Raw genomic sequence first — 24,675 nt, 5'->3', positions numbered from 1 at the left:
ATGGATAAAATCAAAAATTATTTTGACTCGCTCATTGCGATGGAGGCGGAAGACTGGGATATTTTTTCGTCAATGCTTACCAAGACAGTTTTTCCGAAAAGATCACTGATTCTGGAAATGGGTAAAACCGAGCGCTATCTATCTTTTATTGAAAAAGGGATTGTCCGATTCAATATTCCAAAATTAGATTATGATTTTACATTTGGTTTTGCCTTTGAAAACTCCTTTGTGAGCGCCTATGATTCATTCCTGACCCAAACTGCATCGTCCTATAATCTTGAAGCGATTACAGATTGCGTTTTGTGGCGGATATCTTATGATGATCTGAATATCGTGTATAAAACGACACAGGTGGGGAATTTTATTGGACGAAAGGCTATCGAAGATATCTTTTTGAAGAAAATGAAACGTGAATTTACCTTACTTGAAGATTCAGCCAAAACGAGGTATGTCAATCTAATGCGGGAACAGCCTGAGTTAATTGAAAATATCCCCCTTAAATACCTGGCATCTTATATCGGGATTAGACCCCAATCGCTAAGCAGAATCCGGAAGGAAATTTATTAACAATTGTTCATTGATAAGGAATAGAAAGGCTCATAACTTTAAATAAAAAGATTATGAAACCACTTTTTGTTTTACTTACAGTATTTCTCATCAGCAATTTAGTTATACGACAGTATAAGGGCGATATGGATTACCATTTGGCTGGAAAAATAGCCCTTGCTGCCACATTATTGTTCACCTCTCTTGGACACGTTATCTACACAAAGGGTATGGTGCTGATGCTCCCGGATTTTATCCCATTAAAAAAAGAAATGATTTATGTGACTGGACTATTGGAGGTCATGGGAGCCTTCGGTTTATTTATACCAGTTTTAAGTCGTCTTACAGGGATGCTTTTAATTGTCTTTTTTATGCTGATACTACCGACAAATATATATGCGAGTATGAGGTACCTGAACTATGAAACTGCGACTTTTGATGGGAAAGGTCCAGGTTATCTGTGGTTTAGAATTCCATTTCAACTGTTGTTGATCGGCTGGACTTATTATTTTGTGCTACGTTAATTTATGCTCCTCTTAACTTAAAGATAGCAATAAGTTAATATTGAAAAGTTTAGTTTTATTTAACAATATTTTATTTTTGCTAAACATTTAATAGTGAATAGATGAGAGAAGCGATCAAGATGGTAGTATTTGATATGGCAGGTACTACTGTAAATGAGGATAATATAGTTTATAAAACACTTCTACAGGTGATAAATCACATTGGTGGTTATCAACTGACGTTGACAGAAGTGTTGGAGCATGGAGCTGGCAAAGAAAAGTTACAGGCCATTAAGACTGTACTAAAAAATTGCCTCAATATAGTTGACGATCAATTGGCTGAGCAGATGTTCCAATCATTTTTGCAAGCACTTGAAAAGGCCTATGAAGCAGCAGACATTTATCCGAATTCAAATGCCAATGAACTTTTTGCGATTTTGAAAGAGATGAATATACTTCGGGTATTGAATACGGGATATGATCGCAAAACAGCGGAATCCCTTTTGAAAAAACTTAATTGGGTTGTAGGTCGAGATATTGATGCATTGATTACAGCATCCGATGTGCCTAAAAATAGACCATACCCGGATATGATCGATCTTGCAAGAGCAAATTTTGCAATAACAGATCCCAAAGGCGTAGTGAAAATAGGGGACTCAATTATTGATATAAAGGAGGGGCAGAATGCTGGTTGTGCTTTAAGCATTGGCATTACGACAGGAGCCCATCATGCTGACCAGCTAAAATCAGCGAATCCAGATTACGTGATTGATGATTTACTGGAAATTGTACCCATTATAGAAAAATACAATATCCCAAGTCAGCTGGTTTAATGAAGTGAAGATAGATAAAATGAATAAAGCAGAAAGAGACCATTTAATCGGTCTCTTTCTGCGTTAATATGTCGAGCTAAATGCAAGTGTCTATTGCATCTGCATACCTTCCATGGAATTTTGGTTTTTGTTTTTCTTGAACATGTTCATGTCCATTTTGCCAAAACGATAAGATAGATTCAATTTGACAAGCTGTGGATTGGAGAGACGATAATACTCTTGGTAGAAGCCATCACCCGAAGAGATTATGGTATTTCCGCGGGTTCTGAAGATATCGTTTACCGCCAATGTCACGGAAGCAGCCTGATTTTTCAAGAAACTCTTCTTGATGGCAAAATCGATTCCATAAAAAGGCTTAATGTACCCCTGAGAGGAACTTTGAGCCTGATTCATCGGTGGGCCAAAGGTTTGATTTTGTGTGACCGGCATATTTGTTTTTCCTTGATATTCAAATGCGAGTTGAAGGTTCCAGTTCTTTTTCAAATTGAACGTATTATTCAATTTTCCAAATACGGTCCACATACCTTCTGATGGTGTCTTTTCATCGATTTCAATTTTTGAATTGTAGAAATTGAGGTCTGCTGTCAGATCCCACCATGTTTTTAAATTATTGGTGTAGGTGAACTCTGCACCATAGTTTTTGCTGGAATTTGCATTAATATAGGTGTTGATGAAATCCATTTTGTCCGTAATGGGATTGAGCTCCTGCGTCAGGTATCGGGTGATCAGGTTCGTGGTATATTTGTAATAAAATGAAGCCAAGAAGGTCCCTTTACCATGTGTTCGGCTATAAGACAATTCGCCCGACGTTGTAAACTCTGGGACGAGGTCCGGATTACCACGTGTAATATTTAAGCTGTCTGTATAGTCGACAAAAGGAATTAACTGAAAGAAGTTGGGACGATTGACACGACGGGTGACACTCATCTGTAGCTGATCTTTCTCCGTCAGTTTCTTACTCAGGAATAGGGAGGGAAAGAGACTGAGCGGGTATTTATTGTGGAATTTTTGGTTTGTATTGATTAGTTCACCGTCATAGGTGGAATTCTCGACACGTAAACCGACTTTATAAGATACCCAATCTTTAAAGTTGCCACCAAGTGAAGCATAAGCCGCATAGACCGTATTCTTATTGTCGTAATTGGCTGACGCAGCACTGATATCCTCATAATCATCTTTATCGCGGGCTTTAAGGCTGTTACTATTCAGGTTTTTGAGTTTGTTGATCTGTGCGCGAACTCCCGTCTCAAGTTTCATCCCATTTTTGAATGGTTTAACATAATCTGCCTGTACAGTCATAAATTTATTGTCGCCAGATCCAACGTTCTTTTGGATCTGTGAACCAATGATTCCACTGTTATCTAAATAATTAGTGGTGTAAGTGCCGTTAGATTTGTTTGTTCCACCGAAATAATTGAAGTCCGCGGTCAATTCTTCGCCTTCGGTTTTAAATTTCTGAACAAGGCCTGCCTGTAAACCTCTAGGTTTGAAACTACGTTCGGACGCTGAAATTCTATTGCTATTGCCTTGCGTTTCCGTCGTTATCATCGTGTTTTCATAGGGTCGAAATTTACCTTCGACAAAGATTCCAGCAACAGATACGGTCGTGCGCGGACTAAGGTCATAGTCTAACCCGAGTCTTCCAAAGCTGATCATTCCCTTGGTTTTACCTTCAATATCCTGGTTAACGGTAGATTTAACGCCATCAATTGTGCTTTCCCGATAGCTATCACCTTCGGTATTTGTTCGCATACGCATATTCATCCCCGTAAGGGATATATTGAATTTGTTTTGACGCAAATTGAGACTTCCCATAAAATTGGTTCCGCCAAAGCGATCAGCTCCAAGGGTAACCATACCATTGTAACCTGTTTTTTTATTCTTTTTTAGGATAATATTTAATATCCCGGCCATACTCCCCGAAGCATCATATTTAGCAGAGGGGTTGGTGATGATTTCAATCTTTTCGATCACGTCAGCAGGTATTTGGTCTGGCGTTAGTGTTGTCGGTTTGCCATCTACAAAAATAGTTGGTGCAGCATTCCGGAGCTTGACATTCCCATCAATATCAACTTGCACAGAAGGCATATTGCGCATAACATCGATGGCAGTACCACCCGCTGCTACAATATTCTTTTCTACATTGTATACTTTTTTGTCGATATCCATTTCAAGTAAAGCTTTACGACCAGTGACTGTTACCTCGTCTAGCTTTCGATTATCATTTTCCAATGTGATAGCACCAAGATCTTTATCCAAAACTTTGCTATCAGAACCATACTCGACCGCAATATCTTTAGCGGTGTAACCTACTGAGCTTATTTTTAACTTCCATTTGTCTTTGGTGGATAGTGCCGTAAAACTAAATTTTCCATTTTCAAGCGAACTCGTGCTTTTGAATAAGATTTCCCGTTCTTTGCCCGTAGACTGATCATGGATCACCCGCAGTAGATTGACTGAAGCCTGTGCGATTGGTTTGCCCTGAAGGTCTATCAGTTGACCGGAGAGTTTGCCTTCAGCGACAGCGAAACTGCTGGGACGGCCACTGGGAGCTGTTTGGGCATGTAATGAGGCAACGGCGGTTGCCAATAAGAGTGCTGCTATAATTTTTTTCATTTTTTCTTTGCTATACGGATCAATAGCCAGTGTTGGACAAATTGACCCCAAGCAAATTTGTAAATGATTTTTATTCTACACAATTATCTGTAGACCGACGGGCCTAATGTGTAGACGAATGGCCCTTATCGAATGCTGTTATCTTTGCTCGCTGGCCCATTTGTCTGAAACTGCTCCATATTTTTGACATATTTTTTGCCAATCGGCAGTTCCACTTCAGGTAATGCCAGTTTTGCAACTGTGCAATGTTCGATCCTATTTTTGTTGACGATAAAGGAATTGTGTATTCGGAGGAAGTTGCCTGTTGGCAACAATTTTTCCATACCACGTAAATTGCTCCGGGTTAGCAGTGGAACCGGCCGGTCAACCAAATAGATTTTTACATAGTCTTTTAAACCTTCGATATAACTGATTTCCTGGAGAAAGATCTTGGTTTTTTTATATTCCACATGCACGACAATATGGTCTTTTTCAACAACTTGTTTGTTGCGTAGTGTCATAATATCTGCTACTTTTCGAATCGCAGCCGTGAGCCGTTCTTTTGAAATAGGCTTCAAAAGATAATCTACCGCATTTAGTTCGAATCCCTCAACAGCATATTGATGATAGGCTGTTGTGAATATAATTAACGGTGGATCTTCGAGGTCCCTGACAAATTGTGTTCCTAATTGTTCGGGCATCTGGATGTCCAGAAAAATGAGATCGACTGAATGGTTTTTCAGGTAGTCAACAACATCTACAGGGGCATGAAATTTCTGTAGAATTTCAATTTGCTCAAAACTCAACAGATCGTCCTCCAGCAAATTAAGCGCGAATGGTTCGTCGTCAATGAGTATACATTTAATCTTCATCTGTCATTAATCTGAGTGCAACTTCAAAATAGTCATCTGCTGTCCTTTTGATCTTGAGGTCATGGCGGTTGGGATAAAGCAACTGTAATCGTCGTTTTACATTCGTCAATCCGATCCCTTCATTTGGCCGGTGCTCGGTATATTGTAATATTTTATTGACCGATTTAAAAATAAGACCACCCGGAATATCTACGAATTCAAACTGGATGTAAGGGCTATTTTTACTATCTACTCCGTATTTGAAAGCATTTTCTACAAAATGAATAAATAATAGCGGTGGAATCATTCTATTCTTGAGGCTGCTTTCTATTTTTAGATCAACTTCACCCGCAATGGGAAGCCTTAATGTCTGTAAAGCAATGAAATTGCGCATATGATCAATTTCTTTGAAAAGTTCGACCTTTGGTCCATCCACTTCATAAAGAATGTAGCGCAGCATTTCGGAGAGCTTGACTATTGTCCCCTCGGAGTCGGGAGACTTTTTGCGGATCAGCCAACGGATATTGTTGAGCGTATTAAATAAAAAATGTGGACTGATCTGAAGTTTCAAAATAGTGAGTTCGGCAGTTGTCTTTTCTAATGCGATTTGTTTATTAAGTTCCTTTTGTCTAGCCTGTTCATTATAAAGAAAGATCATGGACGAGGTGATCATACAAAGTGAGTAGATAATTCCCGGGCCTACAACGAGTCGTACAAATAGTATATTCTCCTTTTTAAAATGAGCTAATTCTCCATTAGGATTGAAATAGACGATCGCATAATTGAGTAGGACATAGGCGACAAATCCCAACGCGATGAAGAGGACAAAAATCTTTCGACGGCCAAAGAAATAGCGCGGTGCGACAACATAACAATGCAGATAAAAATTGCTTGCCAGAAAGATGATATTGGCCAGATGGGATAGTGCCGAATAGATTTTAAAATCAGCGATTTTATCAGGTTGATAGAGATAAGTAATAAAAGGCAGTAAGAGCAGAATGATCCATATCACAATATGTAAATAGAATTTTCTAAAGAATCTACTGATCATGGGGACGTTCTTAAAGTTGTGCTATTATTGGACTATAGTCAAAAATATAAAAATATTTGTGATACTAGCATGGTATCTGTTGAGTGGACTGGTATAAATTTTAATTTAAATTGTTGCGTACCGAAATATTTCGATTAGATTGACAGTTGCAATTGCATAGACTCTTCAAAATAGTTTTGTATTTTGCATACATAAACTTGACAACGTGACATTCAATCCAAACCGATATACGATAATGCCTTACAGGCGATGTGGGAAAAGTGGGATCCAGCTTCCAGCAATTTCCCTTGGTCTGTGGCAAAATTTTGGTGATATTGATCAGAAAGAAGTGTTTAGGCAGACCCTATGTACGGCTTTTGATAATGGTATCACACATTTTGACCTCGCCAATAATTATGGCCCACCTCCCGGTAGCGCGGAGCAAAATTTTGGCGCTATTCTGAGCTCAGATTTTGTTGGACATCGGGACGAACTTTTGTTGTCGACCAAAGCGGGATACACCATGTGGGATGGACCCTATGGCGATTGGGGGAGCCGTAAATATCTGATGGCCAGCCTTCATCAGAGCTTAAAACGTCTAAAACTTGACTATATTGATATTTTCTATCATCACAGACCTGACCCACAGACACCACTTGAAGAAACGATGGGTGCATTAAGTGATATTGTACGACAGGGGAAAGCCCTCTATGTCGGTTTATCAAACTACCCCGTGGATTTAGCAAAGAAGGCAATTGCTATCTTACAGGATCTTAGATGCCCTTGTCTGATCCATCAACCAAAGTACTCGATGTTGGTGCGTAACCCAGAGGATGGGCTGTTGGACGTGTTGGATGAAGAGGGGGTGGGTATGATTGCTTTCTCTCCGTTGGCACAAGGTTTACTGACCAATAAATATTTACAAGGTAATATTCCAACCGAGTCTCGGGCCTCAAAAGAACATTTTTTAAAGAGTACTGCAATTACACCCGAACTGATAACAAAATTGTCTGCTTTGAACGAAGTTGCAATGCAACGCGAACAATCGCTGGCTCAAATGGCAATTGCATGGTTATTGAAAGACGAACGCCTGACTTCGGTTTTGGTCGGAGCACGAAACAGTGAACAGTTGACTGATTCGTTAAAATCGCTCGACAATTTGAGCTTTAGTACTGTGGAACTCGATCAGATCGCACATATTCTTGCTACAACTTAATTTTTTGATGGATGGTAAATTTAAACGCCTATGTCGGTCTTTAAAGCCAAACTAGAACTAATAGGAATCAATCCCTTTGTTTTTGTACCCGATGATGTATTGCATCTACTCTTTGAAGAAGCTGGGGTCAACAAGGGATATATACCTATTAAAGGAATGGTAAACGGGAAAGATTACAAACAGACTTTGTTGCGTTATCAGGGAGCGTGGCGATTGTATATCAATACGGAAATCTTGCCAAATTCACCGAAACGAATTGGTGAAATCTTGGAATTATCCGTTGTTTTTGATCCGACGGACCGAAGCTTGGTTCCGCACCCCGAACTTGAGCAGGCATTGGCAGAAAATGAAGCAGCCAAAACTGTCTTTGACCGTTTAGCACCATCAAAAAGAAAAGAGATTATCCGTTATATTTCTTTTTTAAAGACCGACGACAGCCGGCGTAAAAATATTGAAAAAGCAATCGGATTTTTGCTTGGTAACAACAGATTTATTGGGCGTGAAAAACCCTGATAAAAAGATTTTATTGGAAGATTGGATCAACAAAAATAAAATGGAAAATACAAAGGTAAGATGGGGGATCATTGGCTGCGGTGATGTGACCGAAAAAAAGAGCGGGCCGGCATTCAATAAGGTTAAAGATAGTCAATTGCTTGCTGTCATGCGCAGAGACGCTGCAAAAGCCGCCGATTATGCTCGGAGACACCAAGTTGCCAATTGGTATTCGAAGGTTGAGGACTTGTTGGACAATCCGGCATTGAATGCTATTTATATTGCGACTCCACCATCTTCGCATTATGACTATGCATTGAAGGCGCTAGAAGCCGGAAAGAATGTTTATGTGGAGAAACCTGTTACATTAAATGCGGATGAAGCCACATTGCTGTTAGAGGCTGTTAGAAAAACAAGTGGCAAGCTCGTCGTTGCACATTACCGAAGACAATTACCCTTGTTTCTCAAAGTAAAAGAATTGCTGGAGGCAGGAGAGATAGGAACTATCCGAACTGTTCAACTTCGATTATGGCAGAGCCGGGCACCAGAACTGGTCACTAAAGGTGCAGCAGACTGGCGTACAGACCCAGCGATATCGGGTGGTGGATATTTTTTTGATCTTGCACCACATCAATTGGATCTAATGCTGTATTTCTTTGGTGCACCTATTTCTTATAACGGATTTAGCCAACTTCAGGATGCTGCAAGTGCCGTTGCTGATCAAACAACTGGTACCATGTTGTTTGAGAATCAGATCATCTTTAACGGAAGCTGGTGTTTTAATGTCCGATCAGAAGATAACATAGATTGCTGTGAAATTGTAGGTAGCCAGGGAAAAATCATCTTTTCGATATTTGGCAATTCCATCCTATTAAGATCTGATCAGGGAGAAAAAGAATTCGTATTTGAGCATCCCGAGCATATACAATATCCAATGATCGCGAGTACAGTTGCCTTTTTTGAAGGTAATGGGCCAAACCCTGCTTCGATGGAGGAAGCGCTGACTCTTATGAAAATCATTGATTGTTTTGCTGAAATAAAATAAGTGACTACTGGTAGGCTAGCGATAGATTTCAATGTTTATTAAGTGTCGATTCCTATGCTATGGTGGGTCAAAAATGAAGCCTAATGGTGGTCAGTATTTAGCCCAAGGACAGTTACAATATTGAATTTTCAACTCTTATAACAGAACAATCCTGGAGTGGCGCACTGTCATAAGAGTTCTTTTTAGAAGGCTAAATTTTAAATCTTAGACAAGGCTGTATCGATAAATGATAGTTCATCTCCAGTGAGATCGATTGCTGTAGCTTCTGCATTTGCTATAGCCTGTTCAGCATTTCTGGCACCGGCCAATACGACAGTAATTGCTGGTTGCAGACTGGTCCAGCGTAACACAAGTTGTGAAAGACTGACGCCCTTATCAGATGCCACCGGACTAATGGTATCTAAGAAAGTTTTTACCTTTTTGAGATCAAATTGCTGAAAGTAGCCGTTGCGGTGATCATTTTCTTTCAATTTACCTTCATTAAAATATTTACCTGTAAGCAGGCCACGTTCCATCGGGCTGTAAACAATAATGCCCAAATCATGCTGTTGTGCATAAGGTACAAGATCTTGCTCAATACCTCGGTTTAGCATACTGTAACCGACCTGATTGCTCGCGATTTGGATTGAATGCTGAGCTTCAGAAACTTGTTCAACACTATAGTTGCTTACACCCGCTGCACGAATTTTTCCCTGCTGTAAAAGCAGATCTAAGGCTTCCATTGTTTCAGCAATGGCTGTGGTATTGTCTGGCCAATGGATTTGCAATAAGTCTATATAGTCCGTTTGCAGGCGTCTTAGGCTGTCTTCGACTTCTTTGATCACACTAGCTTTGGAGGCATACTTGTAAACGGGGATAGTTTTGCCCTTTTCCTCAGCATCAAAGAAAAATTCACCTTTACCTTGATTACTTCCGTCCCATACCAACCCAAATTTGGTCAACAACTGAATTTTAGACCTATCGTAACCCTTTATCGCTTCGCCTATCATCTCCTCACTCAAACCGAAGCCGTAGAAAGGAGCTGTATCTAAGGTGGTAACTCCATGATCGATGGAAGCCTTAACAGACTGGATAGAGTCTTTTTTCTCATTACCACCCCACATATTTCCACCAATGGCGAAAGCACCATAGGTAATTGCTGAAAGTTCTAAATCTGTTTTTCCTAATTTTCTGTATTCCATATTTTGTTATTTTAACCTTTGTTACCCTCTGAATATCTTCATCAAATCAAAAGGGGCGACTTGCTTAATATTATTATTTGAGTTTGTGATGAAGCAAAGGTAGAATAGTATTTTCTATCATTAAAATAACTTAAATTGTGTTTGTGTATAATTTTAATTATAGTTTGTATTGCTTTTTCATAGCTTGAATTTTATTTCTCTTTGTACATCAGAACAGAAACTGGTAAATTTAAGGGAACCAAAAATGAACTTACGTAAAAGAAGCCGTAAAGAAAATCGAATCCATTGGTATAAACAGTATGCGGAGAGAACAACAATTTAAACCTGATACCATCATTATAGGGACTGGTCTGGCGGGATTAACTGCGGCAATGGAAATTACCAATGCTGGAAAGAAGGTGCTTTTACTGGATCAGGAAACCGAAGAAAATATTGGTGGGCAGGCCTTTTGGTCATTTGGAGGTCTATTTCTTATCAATTCACCACAGCAACGCCGCATGGGAATCAAAGACTCCCTGGAGCTGGCGCGGCAAGACTGGTTGGGGACCGCAGGATTTGATCGAACCGAAGATTATTGGCCTCGTCAATGGGCGGAAGCCTACCTAAAATTTGCTGCTGGCGAGAAATACGCGTATGTGACCAAGTTAGGTATCAAATTCATGTTTATGGTAGGCTGGGCCGAGCGCGGAGATGGCAGTGCTTCTGGTCATGGCAATTCGGTACCCAGATTTCATGTGAGTTGGGGGACTGGAACAGGGGTGGTCGGACCATTTATAGAAAAAGCTTATGCTGCCGAAAAAAGCGGACTATTGCAATTTAAGTTTAGGCATCGCGTGAGGAAACTGATAACGGAAAATAACACTGTAACAGGAGTGTTCGGCGATATTTTAGAAGCTGATGATCAGCAAAGGGGGGCAGCGACCAATAGAGACGTCATCGACACATTTGAGTACCGTGCCTCAGATGTTATCATCGCTTCGGGTGGACTTGGAGCCAACCATGAGCTGGTCCGGAAGAATTGGCCTGAACGATTGGGAAAAGCACCAGAACATATGATTTCAGGAGTTCCAGCCTATGTGGATGGAAAGATGATCAGTATAGCCGAAGAAGTCGGGGCACACACGATTAATAAAGACCGTATGTGGCATTATACAGAAGGTATCCAGAACTGGAATCCGATTTGGCCCAATCATGGTATCCGTATCCTGCCCGGCCCGTCCTCACTTTGGTTTGACGCAAAAGGAAATAGACTTCCAGCACCATTCTTACCTGGGTTTGACACTTTAGGTACCCTAAAGCATATCCAAGATAGCGGGTATTCATATTCCTGGTTTATTCTGACACAAAAAATCATCAAAAAAGAATTTGCACTTTCCGGCTCCGAACAAAACCCCGATATCACCAATAGGGATTATAAGCTCTTTCTCAAACGAATTTTTGGCAAAAAGGCCCCTGGTCCAGTTGAAGCGTTTAAGGAGAATGGAGTCGATTTTATCGTGTCAGATACATTGTCGGAATTGGTATATAAGATGAACCTCCTGTCTGGCGATGATCTGTTAAATTATGAATCTATTAAGTCACAGATCGTAGCCAGAGATCGGGAATTGGATAACAAATTCTCCAAAGACACGCAGGTCAATTATATCCGTAGTACGCGGAAATATCTTGGTGATAAGCTAGGCCGGGTTTCGGCTCTGCATAAGATATTGGACCCAAAGAATGGACCATTGATTGCCGTACGGCTCCATGTACTGACGCGTAAGACTTTGGGCGGGCTTAAAACCAATCTTGATGCGCAGGTTTTGACGATGGATGATGATACTATTGAAGGATTGTATGCCGTTGGTGAGGTGGCAGGTTTTGGAGGCGGTGGTATGCACGGGTACAGAGCATTGGAAGGGACATTTTTGGGTGGTTGTATTTTTTCTGGAATGAAAGCGGGAAAACATATTGCTGGTAAAGCCAATCGCCCATAACCCAATAATTTCTCGTTAATGCCGTCAAAACCTTAACGATGAAACAAGGATTGTCGTTATTTTGCCTAATCTTCAAGATTAAATCTTATATTAGTTATTTCTAGGGAAAGTGCTGCATGAATCGTCTTTACTAAAAAGATAGTAGAGCAAAATCAAAATAAACCAAACTAAGCAATGAAAAGAAAAGATTTTATCCGTAATGCAGGGATTCTTACTGCCTCAACATTATTTGCCAATACACGTGTTTTCGGTTTTCAATCTGAACTTATCCGTGTTGGACTGATTGGTGTAAACGGTATGGGCTGGTCCAATCTAAATGCGATATTGAAAGTCCCCGGTGTCCAATGTACAGCACTTTGTGACGTAGATGAAAATATACTCAGCAACCGAGTGGAGGAATTAAAAAAACGAAATATTACAGTCAAAACCTATATTGATTATAAAGATTTGCTTAAAGCAACTGATGTGGATGTTGTTATCATAGCCACACCCGACCATTGGCATTGCTTGCAGATGGTAGATGCTGTTGCAGCAGGCAAGGACGTATATGTTGAAAAACCTATTGGAAACTCCATTCGGGAATGTGAAGTCATGGTTGCCGCTGCGAAAAAATATAATCGTGTTGTACAGGTGGGGCAATGGCAACGTAGTCAACAGCATTTCAGAGATGCAATGGCATTTGTACATGGTGGAAAACTGGGTAAAATCCGTTTGGTCAAAGCTTGGGCTTATCAAGGTTGGATGAAGAGTATTCCTGTGTTGGCAGATGCTGCCGTTCCTGCAGGTATTCATTATGACAAGTGGCTGGGACCAGCTCCAAAACGGCCTTTCAATCCCAATCGTTTTCATTTCAATTTTAGGTGGTATTGGGACTACGCTGGTGGCTTGATGACCGATTGGGGAGTCCATATGTTGGATTATGCCTTGATCGGGATGAAGGTTTCTGATCCGGTATCCATTATGGCAGCTGGAGGAAAGTTTGCTTATCCCGATGATGCAGCCGAAACACCGGATAGCTTAACCACAGTGTATGAGTTTGATGGATTCAATGTGCAATGGGAGCAGGCAACAGGAATAGATCTTGGTCCCTATCAAAAAACACATGGTGTCGCTTTTATCGGTAATAACGGTACGTTAGTCGTTAATCGTGAAGGTTGGGAGGTCATTCCTGAAAAAGGACGTATGGAAGCTGTTGCTTTTCAACCTTCAAAAGATAATGGGCTCGATAAACATATGGTCAATTTTATAACTGCAGTTCGAAATAAATCCAGTGAAGGACTTCATGCGCCGATCGAAGCGGGTGCTCATATTGCCATTTTCTCTCAAATGGGGAATATTGCTTATCGTAGCAAGAAAAAATTATTTTGGGATAAAAATAAGCGAACTTTCAATGATAGGGAGGCAGATCGCTATCTAGCTAAAAGTTATCAAAATGGGTATAGTATGCCTAAGGTATAATGTTGTTCCCAGACGTATCAAAAGTTTTTATAGATGAGTTTTAAAAAGATTGTATTGGGGGCAATGATCAGTGCGCTATGCACGCAGGAGGTTCTTGCGCAACGAATGGAAGAGATGTGGGATGGTGCTGGCGGGAAAGGTGTTGTTTCACAAAATAGAGGAAAGCTGTTTCGGGAGGGGAAATATGCGCTATTTATTCATTGGGGTATCTATTCCCAATTAGCAAATAAATGGCAGGGAAAAACCTTTTATGGAATCGGAGAATGGCTTATGAACAAGAGTATGGCGAATATTTCGCCAGCAGAATATAAGTTGGCGGCATCTTCCTTTCATCCGGATCACTTTGATGCCAAAGCGATCGTGCAGCTGGCAAAAGATGCTGGAATGCGTTATATCGTTATTACTAGTAAACACCATGACGGATTTTCGATGTTTCATTCGAAAGTAAACCCATTCAATATTGTCGATGCGACGGATTTTAAACGTGATCCAATGATCGAATTGGCGCAAGCTTGTAAAGAAGGCGGCATCGGTTTTGGATTTTATTATTCTCAAAATCAGGATTGGACTTATCCCGGTGGAAACGGTGGGCCAAAGGTTGATGCACAGGGGAAAGCGAAATCTTTTGACGATTACTTTTGGGAGAAATGCTATCCTGAGGTACAGCAAATTACAACAGGCTATGGTCCTATAGAACTGGTATGGTTTGATACGCCGGGTGGAATGGATAAAAAATACGCACAGAAGCTTGTTGAACTGGTACACAAGAATCAACCGGGAGCCTATGTGTCAGGAAGGGTAGGGCATGGCCTCGGAGATTATTCTACTCTTGGTGACATGGAGGTGCCTCGGGAGAATGTGGATGGCATTTGGGAAACGGTTGATGTGACTAATGATTCCTGGGGCTATGCTTGGTATGACAATAATTGGAAGAGTAGCCAGGAGATATTACAACGTACACTATCAACTGTCGCACGTGGGGGGACATACATGCTGAATGTAGGCCCGAAACCGGATGGTTCTATTCCGGATCAGGCGGGTTTGGCTCTGCGCAATGCAGGTGCTTGGATCAAGCGTTATCCCGAAACGGTTTATGGTGCGCAAGCATCACCTTGGAAGCATGCGCTACCTTGGGGCGATGCCACCGTACAGGGGGATCGTATTTCCTTACTGGTCTATCATTGGCCTGCAGATGGAACCTTATACGTTCCGGGCTTGACCAAAGGGGTTCAGTCGATTAAACTCCGGGGTTCGAAAGATCAAGAAAAATTGAATTATACACTTGAAAAAGACTGGCTTAAAATTGATATTCCGAAAATTGCCCCCGAAAAGATGGTATCTGTCATCGAGGTTAAGTTAAACGGTACACCTCAGGTCGAAAAAATGCTGGGGGTTGATCCAGCACTGGAAACCGTTATCCCTGTTGATTTTGGAGAGGTGGAGGGCTGTAATAAAGAAGGAAAATCGTGGATGGAGAAATTTGGTGAATGGAAACATGTTGTTCAGGTCAGTAAATGGACAGAAAAAAGTATGTTCTCCTATGAAATAGCTGTCAAAAAGCCTGGTTATTATCAGGTAGACATGAATTATGCAGGCGAAGGGAGGATGGTATGGCGTATTGAAAATTCAGCGGGCGAGGTTGTTCAAAACCAACAAGAGTCGGCCCATGTCTATAACTGGTACCCCTGGGGCTGGATGAAATTTGAAAAGGCTGGACGATATAAAATAACTGTTTCGTTGGTCGAAGGCAATGGTGATAAGGCGAGTCTGACTGCGCTTCGGTTTAAATATGTGGAATAGGAAGGGGGGATTTGCAAAGAGGGGTATTACTTTCGATACTTACTCATCAAAAACCGGATTAGTCCGGCCATCGCTTTAAACGCAAGTAAGCCTAAGCCTGTACCCAAAATAATCCCTAGGACGAGGCCGATTAGAATGGCCATGTTATTGCTGCTCCAGTCGTAAACTGCATTTAGGAAAATGCAAAATATAACGGAAACAATGCTACTGCCCAATATGGCTGAGGAAAGAAATAGGGTTTTGAAACCTTTGGTTATGGATCGCTGTTGTAATCCGACGATAACAGATGTTGAAATAATGCCCGCACTAATGAGTAGGATGATTGTGACGATAAAAAGTAAGCCAAGAAGGATGCTTATTACCGCGAGTGCCAGAAAAACAAGTGAGCCCATCAGGAGCAAGGTCACTATAAAATTATCGTCGTTCTGAAAAGAGTCTATTAGATAAAAATGATCGGATAGCTGTCGAAATAGGAATGTATATAACAATTCTTGCATTATTTTAATTTAGTTAATCTTACCGCTTTATCTCTTTTTAATAGTCGCTTTACACTAACTAAATTACTCGTTTATCTTAATATTTGAAAGGTTGTTGTTTTATTTGTTTTCTTCTTGATTTAATTCTTCTGCTGGTTTTTTCGGTGTTCTCCCATTGTCGAACCCGCTGATAGATAGATAAACAAGTAGGAAGAAGAGCAGTAAAATGGTGCTGATCTTACTGCATGATTAGATTAATTTTCTCAATAGAATCTTCGTTTTCAAGGAAATCAACATAAGGGATCAGGGGCTCAATATCCTGCTTGTCCATTGTTTCTAAATCATCAAATAAAGCCTCTACAAATTCGTTACAGAAGGATTTGCCAAAACTGTAGTCTCTGATTCTTGTTAAATCATCATAATTGATCTCTGTTGCGTTCAGGTTCAGCACTTCTTCAGGAATCTCATAGTCACCATCAGCTGGATAGCCGATATATCTGAACATTCTTTCTTTCCATACCCGAAATAGAATCTGATGTGAGACATGGTTTCCGAAGTACTTAAATACCTGAGAGAGAAGCTCTGTTGCCGTTTCTTTTTCGAAGGTGCCCGAAATGCTTTTGTCAAGTAATTCGGCATAATCCATGAAAATGGAACAGTTGAACCGGAAATCAAAGTGAGAAGTCAACATAGAAACTACATTGTCTTTGCCCTGGGTTCGTAGTAATTGTCTTGCTGCTAATGAGGTGAGGTTGTGCTTTTGCTCGTGGCCGTGGTTATCGGGGATGAGTACGATATGGTCCTTGTCCAGAAGGGAGATAACGAATTTCCAATCTTCAGGCCTTTTGAGAATTTTACAGTTGTGGGCTAAGTAACCGTTCCGCTTGGGATCCGATTTCTTGTCTCCGACTATTACCTCTCCAGGTTGGATGATATGCTCTGGAGGGATTTTAAACCTGCGTATATGCACAAAGAGTTCTTCTCCGGAAGGTAACGCAAGGGTACCAAATCCTTTGTTATTGTCGAACCATTTGACAGCGCCGATAAACATGGCTGGTGTTGAGTTTTGTTTCAATGCTATAAAGGTAATGAAAAATATTTATTATGCATTGAAAATTAAATATTTGCGATTATCCAATGAATAAAGAGATTTTTTTAATGCATTAGCTCTTCTGAAATGATTTTCTGGTTGTCAAGATACAACGAAAACAAGTCAGTTGATTGATCTACGGATAAATAGCTTGTTGATCCCTGACTGGAATTCGAGTTTACAATAACTCTGTAGGTGTCTTTTGTTCGTGTATAATCAATGCGGTTTTGAAAAATGTATTATTATGAATAATTTCATAACAAATAAACTCATCATTTTACTATGCACTATCAAGCCGTATACCAGAAGATAGATTATAAACGCTATCAATTTTTAAGACAACAGTCCGGGTTATCACCAAAAACGGACGAAGCTGCACGTCTAGGAATGGAAAATTCCTTATGCTGTGTGGCTATTTTGGATGAGGACAACGATAATGAAATAGTAGGTATGGGTAGGATCGTTGGCGATGGTGCTTGCCATTGTCAGGTCGTTGATATCTGCGTGCTTCCCGAACATCAGAAAAAAGGACTTGGAAAACTGATTATGCAGAAACTTGATGAATACATGAATTCGAACCTGCCAGATAGCTGCTATGTCAGTTTGATAGCCGATGGTCCGGCTTTCCAGCTCTATGCGCAATATGGTTTTAAGGAAGTGTGGCCCGCATCGAGAGGTATGGGTAGAAAGTTTTAAAATGAATAGGCTATTATGCATCGTATAATTGCGAAATCCATCCTGAATAAGACAAAACAAAGAGATCCTTGGTTTCTTGACGATTATACATTAAATCCCTATAGTGGTTGCTCTTTTAATTGTTTGTATTGTTATATCCGGGGAAGTAAGTACGGGATCAATATGGCTGAAAAACTGAGTATGAAGAGCAATGCTGTCGAATTGCTGGAAAAGCAGCTGGCAATACGTGCGCGTAAAAAACAATATGGAATTATTGTCCTTTCTTCTGTAACAGATCCTTATCTGCAAATGGAACAGACTGAATTGCTTACCAGACAGTTATTGGAGGTAATCTTACACTATCGTTTTCCGGTGCATATTATTACGAAGTCGAACTTAGTTACCCGAGATTTTGATGTGTTGAAACGGATTGATGCAGAAGCAATACTTCCTGAAGATCTTCAGTCGAAATTAGGACATAAGGCTTTTGTTACCTTTTCATTTTCGACTATAGATGATTGTGTCGCCCATATTTTTGAGCCCGGAGCTCCATCCCCCTCACTACGATTGGAAGCATTAAGGCGAGCGCGTGAACACGGGTTCCATAGTGGGGTCAGTCTGATGCCACTGTTGCCCTATATATCGGATACCGGAGCAAGCCTGGAACTGCTATTTCAGACTTTTCAGGCTATTGATGCCAGCTATGTTTTTCCTGCCACCCTTGCTTTATATGGGAGTGATCCAGCGGATAATAGAGCCCTGGTCATGCGTGCTATTGAAAAGCATTATCCACATCTAATACAAAAGTATCAGCGTTTATTTGGCGCAGATGGTAAATTACCAGACTACTATCGTCAAGCTTTTACAGATAAGGCTAAATCGTTGTGTTTACAGTATGGATTGCGGGATAGCCTTTTGTGTTGATCGCTTTGTTAAAATTTGATCCCCATTTTGCTGATTCCCATAATTATAGTTACAATGTGTTTAATATTTCACGAAGTTGATTGATCTGAAAATTGGATCGGACAACCTTGTTTTCCTTTGTATTGACGATTACATAACGTGGAAATGAATATATACCCAATTCCTTTCGAAGGTTGGGGTAATCGCTGTCTTGGAATATGTAGTTTTCATAGGTATACACATGTTTTTCTAAATACTGCTTCCAGCTTGCAAATTTGTCATTAACAGCTATACCTACAAATTTAAATTTTCCGTTAGCTTTATACGCATTAACGATACGCTGTAGCTCAGGGTGCTGAGCTATGCAGGGGCCGCACCATGTGCTCCAAAAATCAATGATTGGGGTAGCCAGTTCCATTTTTAATTTCCGTTTTGAAGACATCTTCATCCATCAATACATAGCCATATAGAGGTAAGGTATCAGCATAGACTTTAAATTTTAACCGAATGTTTTGGCCATAATTATTGCTGATTGCCAAAAAGGTGAGGATGAAAACGAAAATAGACCTGCCCATAATTGAATGTTTACTCTAAATTAATAAAAATAGTTGATTAACTATCTGTGGTTAATCTTTTTAATTGTTTCGTCTTTATTTGTTTTTCATTTGTATTTGCTTCTTTTTGTGTTAAATATGTTACATTTCGTTTTGCAGATAATAAGCTATTGTGTTAATATTCCGGTTATCCATATGTGTTTGCTTTTCAGTATGTTGTGTTTTTTGTTAATGTTTTTAGGTAAATTTTATCTGTATAAATAAAAATATATGGCTTTTTTTATGTTAAAAATACGTTATCTTAACATTGACTTAACCGGTTGTAGTTTAATTGTTTAGTAATACTTTATTAATAATTTACAAATATTAAATAACCTTTCTTTGTAACCGAAGAAAAACAAAACCAAAATCATGAAAACGAAACACGTATTACTTCCTGTAATGATCGGGATGTCTTTGAGCGGCTGGGCGGAGAGCAGGCCCCTCTTTCTGACAGCTATCCCAAATGTTGAAATTCCCTCCAAATTTCAAGAATCTATCAGTGGTCTTGTGAAAAATGTTGCCGGCGAACCGATTGCTGGAGCTTCAATATTAAACACATCCACCGGAAAATCTACCCAAACAGACGCCAATGGTGCTTTTATTATTCAAGGGAAAATTGGACAGCTGTTGAAAATATCAATAGTTGGATTTGAAACGCAACAACTAAAAATCGAATCAACGGCATTGACGATTAAAATGGTATCTACGGATCAATCACTTGACGAAGTTATTGTTGTAGGCTATGGTAAACAAAAGAAAGTTAATCTGACTGGAGCGGTAACACAAATTGACTCAAAGGTACTTGAAAATCGACCTGTTGCCAATGCGACGCAAGCCTTGCAGGGAGCAATCCCTAATTTAAACATTACGTTTACAAATGGAAGACCCGGTGGCGAAGGAAATGTAAATATCCGTGGTTTCGCTTCGATCAATTCTGCGAATGCACAGCCACTTATTCTTATTGATGGGGTGCCAGGTAGTATTAATACCATCAATCCCAGAGACATCGAATCAATTTCTGTCCTAAAAGATGCATCCGCAGCAGCTATTTATGGTGCAAGAGGGGCATTTGGCGTAATGTTGGTGACAACCAAAAGAGGGAAGGCCGGTAAAATGAATATCAATTATAGTAATAATTTCGGTTGGTCTGGACTTACTGTCAGAACTGATTTTATGACAAGTGGATACGATGCCGCTAGATTGAATGATGAGGCTTTTATCCGGGCCACCGGTAATAGTTACACCGGCTATACCGAAGAGGATTATGCGGAATTGTTGAAAAGAAAAACAGACCCTTCCTTACCTTCCGTCGTTATCCAAAATAGAAATGGAAAGGATCAATATGTGTACTATGGAAATACAGACTGGTGGAACGAGATGTACCGTAAGACGCAGGCGTCGATGGAACATTCTTTGAACTTTTCTGGAGGGACCGAAAAAATTGATTACTATATCTCGGGGCGTCTTTACGAGAAAGGTGGATTGATGAAAATCAATCAGGATAAATTTGATGGTTACAACGTAAGGTCAAGGATAAATGCACAGGTTACGCCCTGGTTAAAAGTTGGAGCGAATACACAGCTTAATTATCAAAACTATACCTATCCAGGTTGGGCTACCAATCCTGACAACAATAATAACTTTATTTCGACTACCGTACATGCATTACCGTCTTACGTGCCAATGAACCCAGATGGTACCGCAACGTATAGAACAGAACTTAATAATTACAACATTGGTGATGGAATATACGCGGACTTATTGCATGGAAAATCAAAAGGAGGGGAGGATAAATATGAATTTATCAATATGTTTGAAGCTATATTTCAGTTGACAAGGGATTTAACAGTTACGGGAAACTATACCTTCACGTACAATCCGATTCATAATTGGAATAGAAGAACTACAGCTCCCTGGTCGGTTTTTCCTGGTGTAATCAATTATTTAGGCAACGATACCTATACCGAAACCATTATCAATAGGCCTAAGCATTCGCTGAATCTTTTTGCAAATTATAATAAGCAATTGGGGGATCATCAGATTGGTGCTACAGTAGGTTTTAACCAGGAAACTACCGGTTATAAACGTATTGGCGGGACACACAACAACTTATTGTCAGAAGATCTGAATGATTTTGCTTTAGGGACAGGGCAAATGCAATTGCTGGGAAATGCAAATACTTGGGCATTGCGCGGCTTTTTCGGAAGGTTGAATTATAATTATAAAGGGAAGTATCTACTGGAAGTTAATGGTCGTTACGATGGAACCTCTAAATTTCCCTCGAATCAGCGTTACGGATTCTTTCCATCTTTTTCCGGTGGCTGGCGTTTATCAGAAGAGGCGTTTATGGAGCGTTTGAAGCCCGTTTTGAACGAAGCAAAATTTAGGGTGTCTTATGGCGCGCTCGGAAATGCGCAGGAAGCAACGGAATATGGTTATATCCAATTGTTGAATGCAGGATTGTCCAACTATATAACCAATGGTGCAAAGACCCAGTATTTAAGTGCGCCTACTCCGATTTCGTCAGATTTGACATGGGAGCGAACAAATACATTGAATTTCGGTACGGATCTGGAGTTTTTTAGAAGTAAATTAACGGTCTCCGCGGATTATTTTATCCGAAATACATTGGACATGTTAATTCCAGGCAAAACATTGCCAGCTGTATATGGCTCAGCTTCACCAAAGACCAACGCGGGAGACTTAAGGAATAAGGGTTGGGAACTTGCTGTGGCCTGGCGAGATCAACTTGAATTGAATGGAAAACCTTTTGGATATAATATTGGGATTGGTCTGTCGGATTCCAAAGCAAAGATCACGCGTTTTGATAACAAGGAGATGTTGTTGAGTAATTATTATGTAGGTCAGACATTGGGTGAAATTTGGGGGTATCAAACAGACGGCTTCTTCCAGTCCCAATCAGAAATTGATAATTGGAAGGTTAATCAGGATTATGTTGATAAACAACGGCTAGCAGCTCCCGGAGACTGGTCAAAATTACGACCTGGAGATCTAAGGTTCGTTGATATTGGAGGTAAAGACGGTGTTCCGGATGGAAAAGTTGATGCCGGCGATAATACCCTGATGAATCCTGGAGATCAGGTGGTTATAGGAAATAGTAGAGCACGTTATAATTTTGGTTTTAATCTGGGTGCAAATTGGCAGGGTTTTGATGTGTCGGCATTCTTTCAGGGGATTGGCAGGCAGCATTGGTGGCCTGGCGCGAATGCGGACAAATTCTGGGGTCCTTATTCCAGACCGTATTACTCTTTTGTACCTAAAGATTTTGAAAATGATGTATGGACGCCTGAGAATACGGATGCTTATTTCCCATTGCTGAGGGGTTATATCGCTTTGAATGATCGCGGGTCTCTAAATGTAAAATCAGATCGTTATTTGCAGGATTTAGCTTATATACGCCTAAAGAATTTAACGATAGGGTATACGATGCCTCAGGCTTGGTTGAAACGTGTGAGATTGGCCAATGCACGAATCTATGTCTCAGGGGAAAATATCTGGACTGCAACAAAGCTTCGCTCCAAATATATTGATCCTGAACAATCTGCGCAGGAAGCAAATGGAAGATCCTATCCTGTCTCTAAAACATTTTCTTTTGGTCTAGATTTAACTTTTTAATATCATGAAAAAAATATTTTTTATATGCATCTTGTTGAGTACAGGTTTGACAGCCTGTAAGAAAGATTATTTGGAACGTTTCCCTGAGTCTGCGGTTAGACCTGAAGATTCGTTTAAAACAGAAAAAGATCTGGGGTTATTTACAAAATCATTTTACGATGCGGCCTTGCCTTCGGCTGAAGGTGTCTATAATGAGTCGGTTGATAATATTGTTAAAACAACATTAGATGATGAACTGACTGGGAAAAGACAGGTGCCTATCAGCGGAGGCGGATGGAGCTGGGCTAATCTACGGAACATTAATTATTTTTTGGAAAACTGTTTTAATACTGTTCCGGAGGCGGCTGCTGCACCCTATGCAGCGGAGGCTAGATTCTTTCGTGCTTATTTTTACTTCGATAAATTAAAGCGTTTTGGCGATGTGCCTTGGTATGATAAGGTTATAGACCAAAATAATGAGGAACAATTAACAAAGCCCCGTGACCCTCGGACGCTTGTTGTAACGAACATCCTGGCTGATTTGGATTATGCAATTGAACATCTCTCTTCAGTAAAAAGTGATGAAAAAGTAACGAAATGGACTGCCTTGGCATTAAAATCCCGAGTGGCTCTTTTTGAGGGAACCTTTAGAAAATATCATACTGAATTTAATTTGTCAGGGGCGAATGAGTTACTGGAGAAAGCTGCGGATGCTGCCAATAAAGTTATTGAAGGAGGGCAGTATAGTATATATAACGCCGCAGGTGTAAATTCATATGCTGCACTGTTCTATAGTGTCAATAGTCTACCTCAAGAGGTTATATTAGCTCGAAAATTCTCGGATGCACTGCAGATCTGGCATAATGTTAATTATTATACGATTACAGCTTCCTATGGTAAGCCGGGGCTGGATAAAAATTTGGTGGATTCTTATTTGATGAAAGATGGAACCAGATTTACGGATAAAGCAAACTATCAAACAATGACGTTTAAGGAAGAAATACTAAATCGTGATCCTCGTTTGAGCCAGACTATACGGACACCGGGATATAAACGTATCGGTGGCGTTGCAACTATTCCGCCCAATTTTGGGAATTCAGTGACTGGATACCAATTGATTAAATTTGTAGGCGATGTAAAATATGATAATTTCAACCGGTCTGAAAACGATATGCCGATATTTAGATATGCAGAAGTACTGCTAAACTATGCTGAAGCCAAAGCGGAATTGGGAATATTAAGTCAAGCTGATATAGATAAATCGATCAAATTACTTCGCGATCGCGTGGGGATGCCTAATTTAAATTTGGAACAGGTTAAATCCAATCCAGATGCGTTTCTTACAAAAGATTATACAAATGTTAATGGTGATATGAAAGGGGGGGTACTTGAAATACGAAGAGAACGTCGTATTGAACTGGTGATGGAATCTTTTCGGTGGGATGATATTCTGCGATGGAAAAGTGGGAAGTTGGTGACAAGGCAGTTTAAAGGGATGTACTTTCCTGGTACAGGCAAATTTGACCTGGACAATGATGGTAAAGATGATATCTGGATCTATGAGGGAGACAAGCCTACTGCCCCGGGAATACAGTTGCTGAAACTCGGATCGGAAATTACCCTAGAAAATGGAAATAAAGGAAATGTGATCATCAATTCGCATATTAAAAAAGCATTCGATGAAAATAAAGATTATTTATACCCGATACCAGTGCAAGAACTGCAGTTAAATAAGAACTTAAAGCAAAACCCCGGTTGGGGAAATTAAGAATTTTCGTATTTTAGGTCACTCAT

Annotated in this window: 21 protein-coding genes; 13 read left to right on the top strand and 8 right to left on the bottom strand. The window is 40.2% G+C overall.

The features are described from left to right. The 3 genes from ABFX33_RS05445 to ABFX33_RS05435 all read left to right on the top strand — a co-directional run bounded on the left by ABFX33_RS05445 (position 1) and on the right by ABFX33_RS05435 (position 1,882). Positions 1–567, top strand: coding sequence for a Crp/Fnr family transcriptional regulator (locus ABFX33_RS05445; RefSeq protein WP_346084699.1), 567 nt, complete (start codon positions 1–3; stop codon positions 565–567). Between the two features lie 53 nt (positions 568–620). Further along, the gene (locus ABFX33_RS05440; RefSeq protein ID WP_346084697.1) at positions 621–1,070 is read left to right on the top strand and encodes a DoxX family protein; all 450 of its coding nucleotides are present in this window, start codon (positions 621–623) and stop codon (positions 1,068–1,070) included. A gap of 101 nt (positions 1,071–1,171) precedes the next feature. After that, entirely contained in the window at positions 1,172–1,882 is a 711-nt protein-coding gene (locus ABFX33_RS05435; protein WP_257088757.1) for an HAD family hydrolase, read from the top strand. 90 nt (positions 1,883–1,972) lie between these two features. Here the strand turns inward: ABFX33_RS05435 and ABFX33_RS05430 are convergent, their stop codons facing one another. From ABFX33_RS05430 to ABFX33_RS05420, 3 genes are all read right to left on the bottom strand, one after another. Beyond that, positions 1,973–4,498, bottom strand: a complete 2,526-nt coding sequence (locus ABFX33_RS05430; RefSeq protein ID WP_346084696.1) for a TonB-dependent receptor — start codon at positions 4,496–4,498, stop codon at positions 1,973–1,975. A gap of 125 nt (positions 4,499–4,623) precedes the next feature. Next, entirely contained in the window at positions 4,624–5,349 is a 726-nt protein-coding gene (locus ABFX33_RS05425; RefSeq protein WP_257088767.1) for a LytR/AlgR family response regulator transcription factor, read from the bottom strand. Further along, positions 5,339–6,379: a sensor histidine kinase gene (locus tag ABFX33_RS05420; protein ID WP_257088769.1), complete on the bottom strand. Its 1,041-nt coding sequence runs from the start codon at positions 6,377–6,379 to the stop codon at positions 5,339–5,341. Before ABFX33_RS05420 ends, ABFX33_RS05425 begins: the two co-directional genes overlap by 11 nt. A gap of 235 nt (positions 6,380–6,614) precedes the next feature. On the opposite strand from ABFX33_RS05420, the gene ABFX33_RS05415 reads away from it, so the two are divergent. The 3 genes from ABFX33_RS05415 to ABFX33_RS05405 are packed head-to-tail and all read left to right on the top strand — an operon-like array spanning position 6,615 to position 9,111. Then, complete coding sequence (locus ABFX33_RS05415; protein ID WP_346085464.1) at positions 6,615–7,574, top strand: aldo/keto reductase; 960 nt, start codon at positions 6,615–6,617, stop codon at positions 7,572–7,574. A 30-nt stretch (positions 7,575–7,604) separates the two neighbouring features. Then, entirely contained in the window at positions 7,605–8,087 is a 483-nt protein-coding gene (locus tag ABFX33_RS05410; RefSeq protein ID WP_346084694.1) for a YdeI/OmpD-associated family protein, read from the top strand. Between the two features lie 40 nt (positions 8,088–8,127). Next, a complete protein-coding gene (locus ABFX33_RS05405; RefSeq protein ID WP_346084693.1) occupies positions 8,128–9,111 on the top strand; it encodes a Gfo/Idh/MocA family protein in 984 nt (327 codons plus the stop codon). Between the two features lie 197 nt (positions 9,112–9,308). Here ABFX33_RS05405 and ABFX33_RS05400 read toward each other — a convergent pair whose 3' ends face one another. Next, positions 9,309–10,292 carry an aldo/keto reductase gene (locus ABFX33_RS05400; protein WP_346084691.1) on the bottom strand — a complete coding sequence of 328 codons (984 nt, stop codon included), beginning with the start codon at positions 10,290–10,292 and terminating at the stop codon, positions 9,309–9,311. Between the two features lie 299 nt (positions 10,293–10,591). Here ABFX33_RS05400 and ABFX33_RS05395 point away from each other — a divergent pair, with 299 nt between their 5' ends. The 3 genes from ABFX33_RS05395 (at position 10,592) to ABFX33_RS05385 (ending at position 15,526) form a co-directional block, all read left to right on the top strand. Further along, positions 10,592–12,268, top strand: coding sequence for an FAD-binding dehydrogenase (locus ABFX33_RS05395; RefSeq protein WP_346084689.1), 1,677 nt, complete (start codon positions 10,592–10,594; stop codon positions 12,266–12,268). A gap of 174 nt (positions 12,269–12,442) precedes the next feature. Further along, positions 12,443–13,726, top strand: coding sequence for a Gfo/Idh/MocA family protein (locus tag ABFX33_RS05390; RefSeq protein WP_346084688.1), 1,284 nt, complete (start codon positions 12,443–12,445; stop codon positions 13,724–13,726). Positions 13,727–13,759: 33 nt separating this feature from the next. Continuing rightward, entirely contained in the window at positions 13,760–15,526 is a 1,767-nt protein-coding gene (locus ABFX33_RS05385; RefSeq protein WP_346084686.1) for an alpha-L-fucosidase, read from the top strand. Between the two features lie 26 nt (positions 15,527–15,552). On the opposite strand, the gene ABFX33_RS05380 is transcribed toward ABFX33_RS05385, so the two are convergent. Both ABFX33_RS05380 and ABFX33_RS05375 read right to left on the bottom strand, forming a co-directional pair. Further along, positions 15,553–16,023: a hypothetical protein gene (locus ABFX33_RS05380; RefSeq protein WP_346084685.1), complete on the bottom strand. Its 471-nt coding sequence runs from the start codon at positions 16,021–16,023 to the stop codon at positions 15,553–15,555. Between the two features lie 217 nt (positions 16,024–16,240). After that, entirely contained in the window at positions 16,241–17,077 is an 837-nt protein-coding gene (locus ABFX33_RS05375; RefSeq protein ID WP_257088794.1) for a cold-shock protein, read from the bottom strand. A 297-nt stretch (positions 17,078–17,374) separates the two neighbouring features. On the opposite strand from ABFX33_RS05375, the gene ABFX33_RS05370 reads away from it, so the two are divergent. Both ABFX33_RS05370 and ABFX33_RS05365 read left to right on the top strand, forming a co-directional pair. Beyond that, complete coding sequence (locus ABFX33_RS05370; RefSeq protein WP_346084684.1) at positions 17,375–17,788, top strand: GNAT family N-acetyltransferase; 414 nt, start codon at positions 17,375–17,377, stop codon at positions 17,786–17,788. 15 nt (positions 17,789–17,803) lie between these two features. Continuing rightward, positions 17,804–18,691 carry an SPL family radical SAM protein gene (locus tag ABFX33_RS05365; RefSeq protein ID WP_346084682.1) on the top strand — a complete coding sequence of 296 codons (888 nt, stop codon included), beginning with the start codon at positions 17,804–17,806 and terminating at the stop codon, positions 18,689–18,691. Between the two features lie 49 nt (positions 18,692–18,740). Here the strand turns inward: ABFX33_RS05365 and ABFX33_RS05360 are convergent, their stop codons facing one another. Then, positions 18,741–19,088 carry a TlpA family protein disulfide reductase gene (locus ABFX33_RS05360; protein ID WP_346084680.1) on the bottom strand — a complete coding sequence of 116 codons (348 nt, stop codon included), beginning with the start codon at positions 19,086–19,088 and terminating at the stop codon, positions 18,741–18,743. Next, positions 19,063–19,245, bottom strand: a complete 183-nt coding sequence (locus tag ABFX33_RS05355) for a hypothetical protein (protein WP_346084679.1) — start codon at positions 19,243–19,245, stop codon at positions 19,063–19,065. The genes ABFX33_RS05360 and ABFX33_RS05355 overlap by 26 nt, the downstream gene beginning before the upstream one ends. A gap of 390 nt (positions 19,246–19,635) precedes the next feature. Between ABFX33_RS05355 and ABFX33_RS05350 the strand changes: the two genes are divergently transcribed. Both ABFX33_RS05350 and ABFX33_RS05345 read left to right on the top strand, forming a co-directional pair. After that, positions 19,636–22,902, top strand: a complete 3,267-nt coding sequence (locus tag ABFX33_RS05350) for a SusC/RagA family TonB-linked outer membrane protein (RefSeq protein ID WP_346084677.1) — start codon at positions 19,636–19,638, stop codon at positions 22,900–22,902. Positions 22,903–22,906: 4 nt separating this feature from the next. Continuing rightward, positions 22,907–24,649, top strand: a complete 1,743-nt coding sequence (locus tag ABFX33_RS05345; protein WP_346084675.1) for a RagB/SusD family nutrient uptake outer membrane protein — start codon at positions 22,907–22,909, stop codon at positions 24,647–24,649. The last annotated feature ends 26 nt before the right edge of the window (positions 24,650–24,675 follow it).

It is taken from the genome of Sphingobacterium ginsenosidimutans (assembly GCF_039536865.1).
Classification (GTDB): Bacteria; Bacteroidota; Bacteroidia; order Sphingobacteriales; family Sphingobacteriaceae; genus Sphingobacterium; species Sphingobacterium detergens.
Note: the sequence above shows the minus strand (reverse complement) of the source record. Positions and strands in the feature narration are given on the sequence as shown.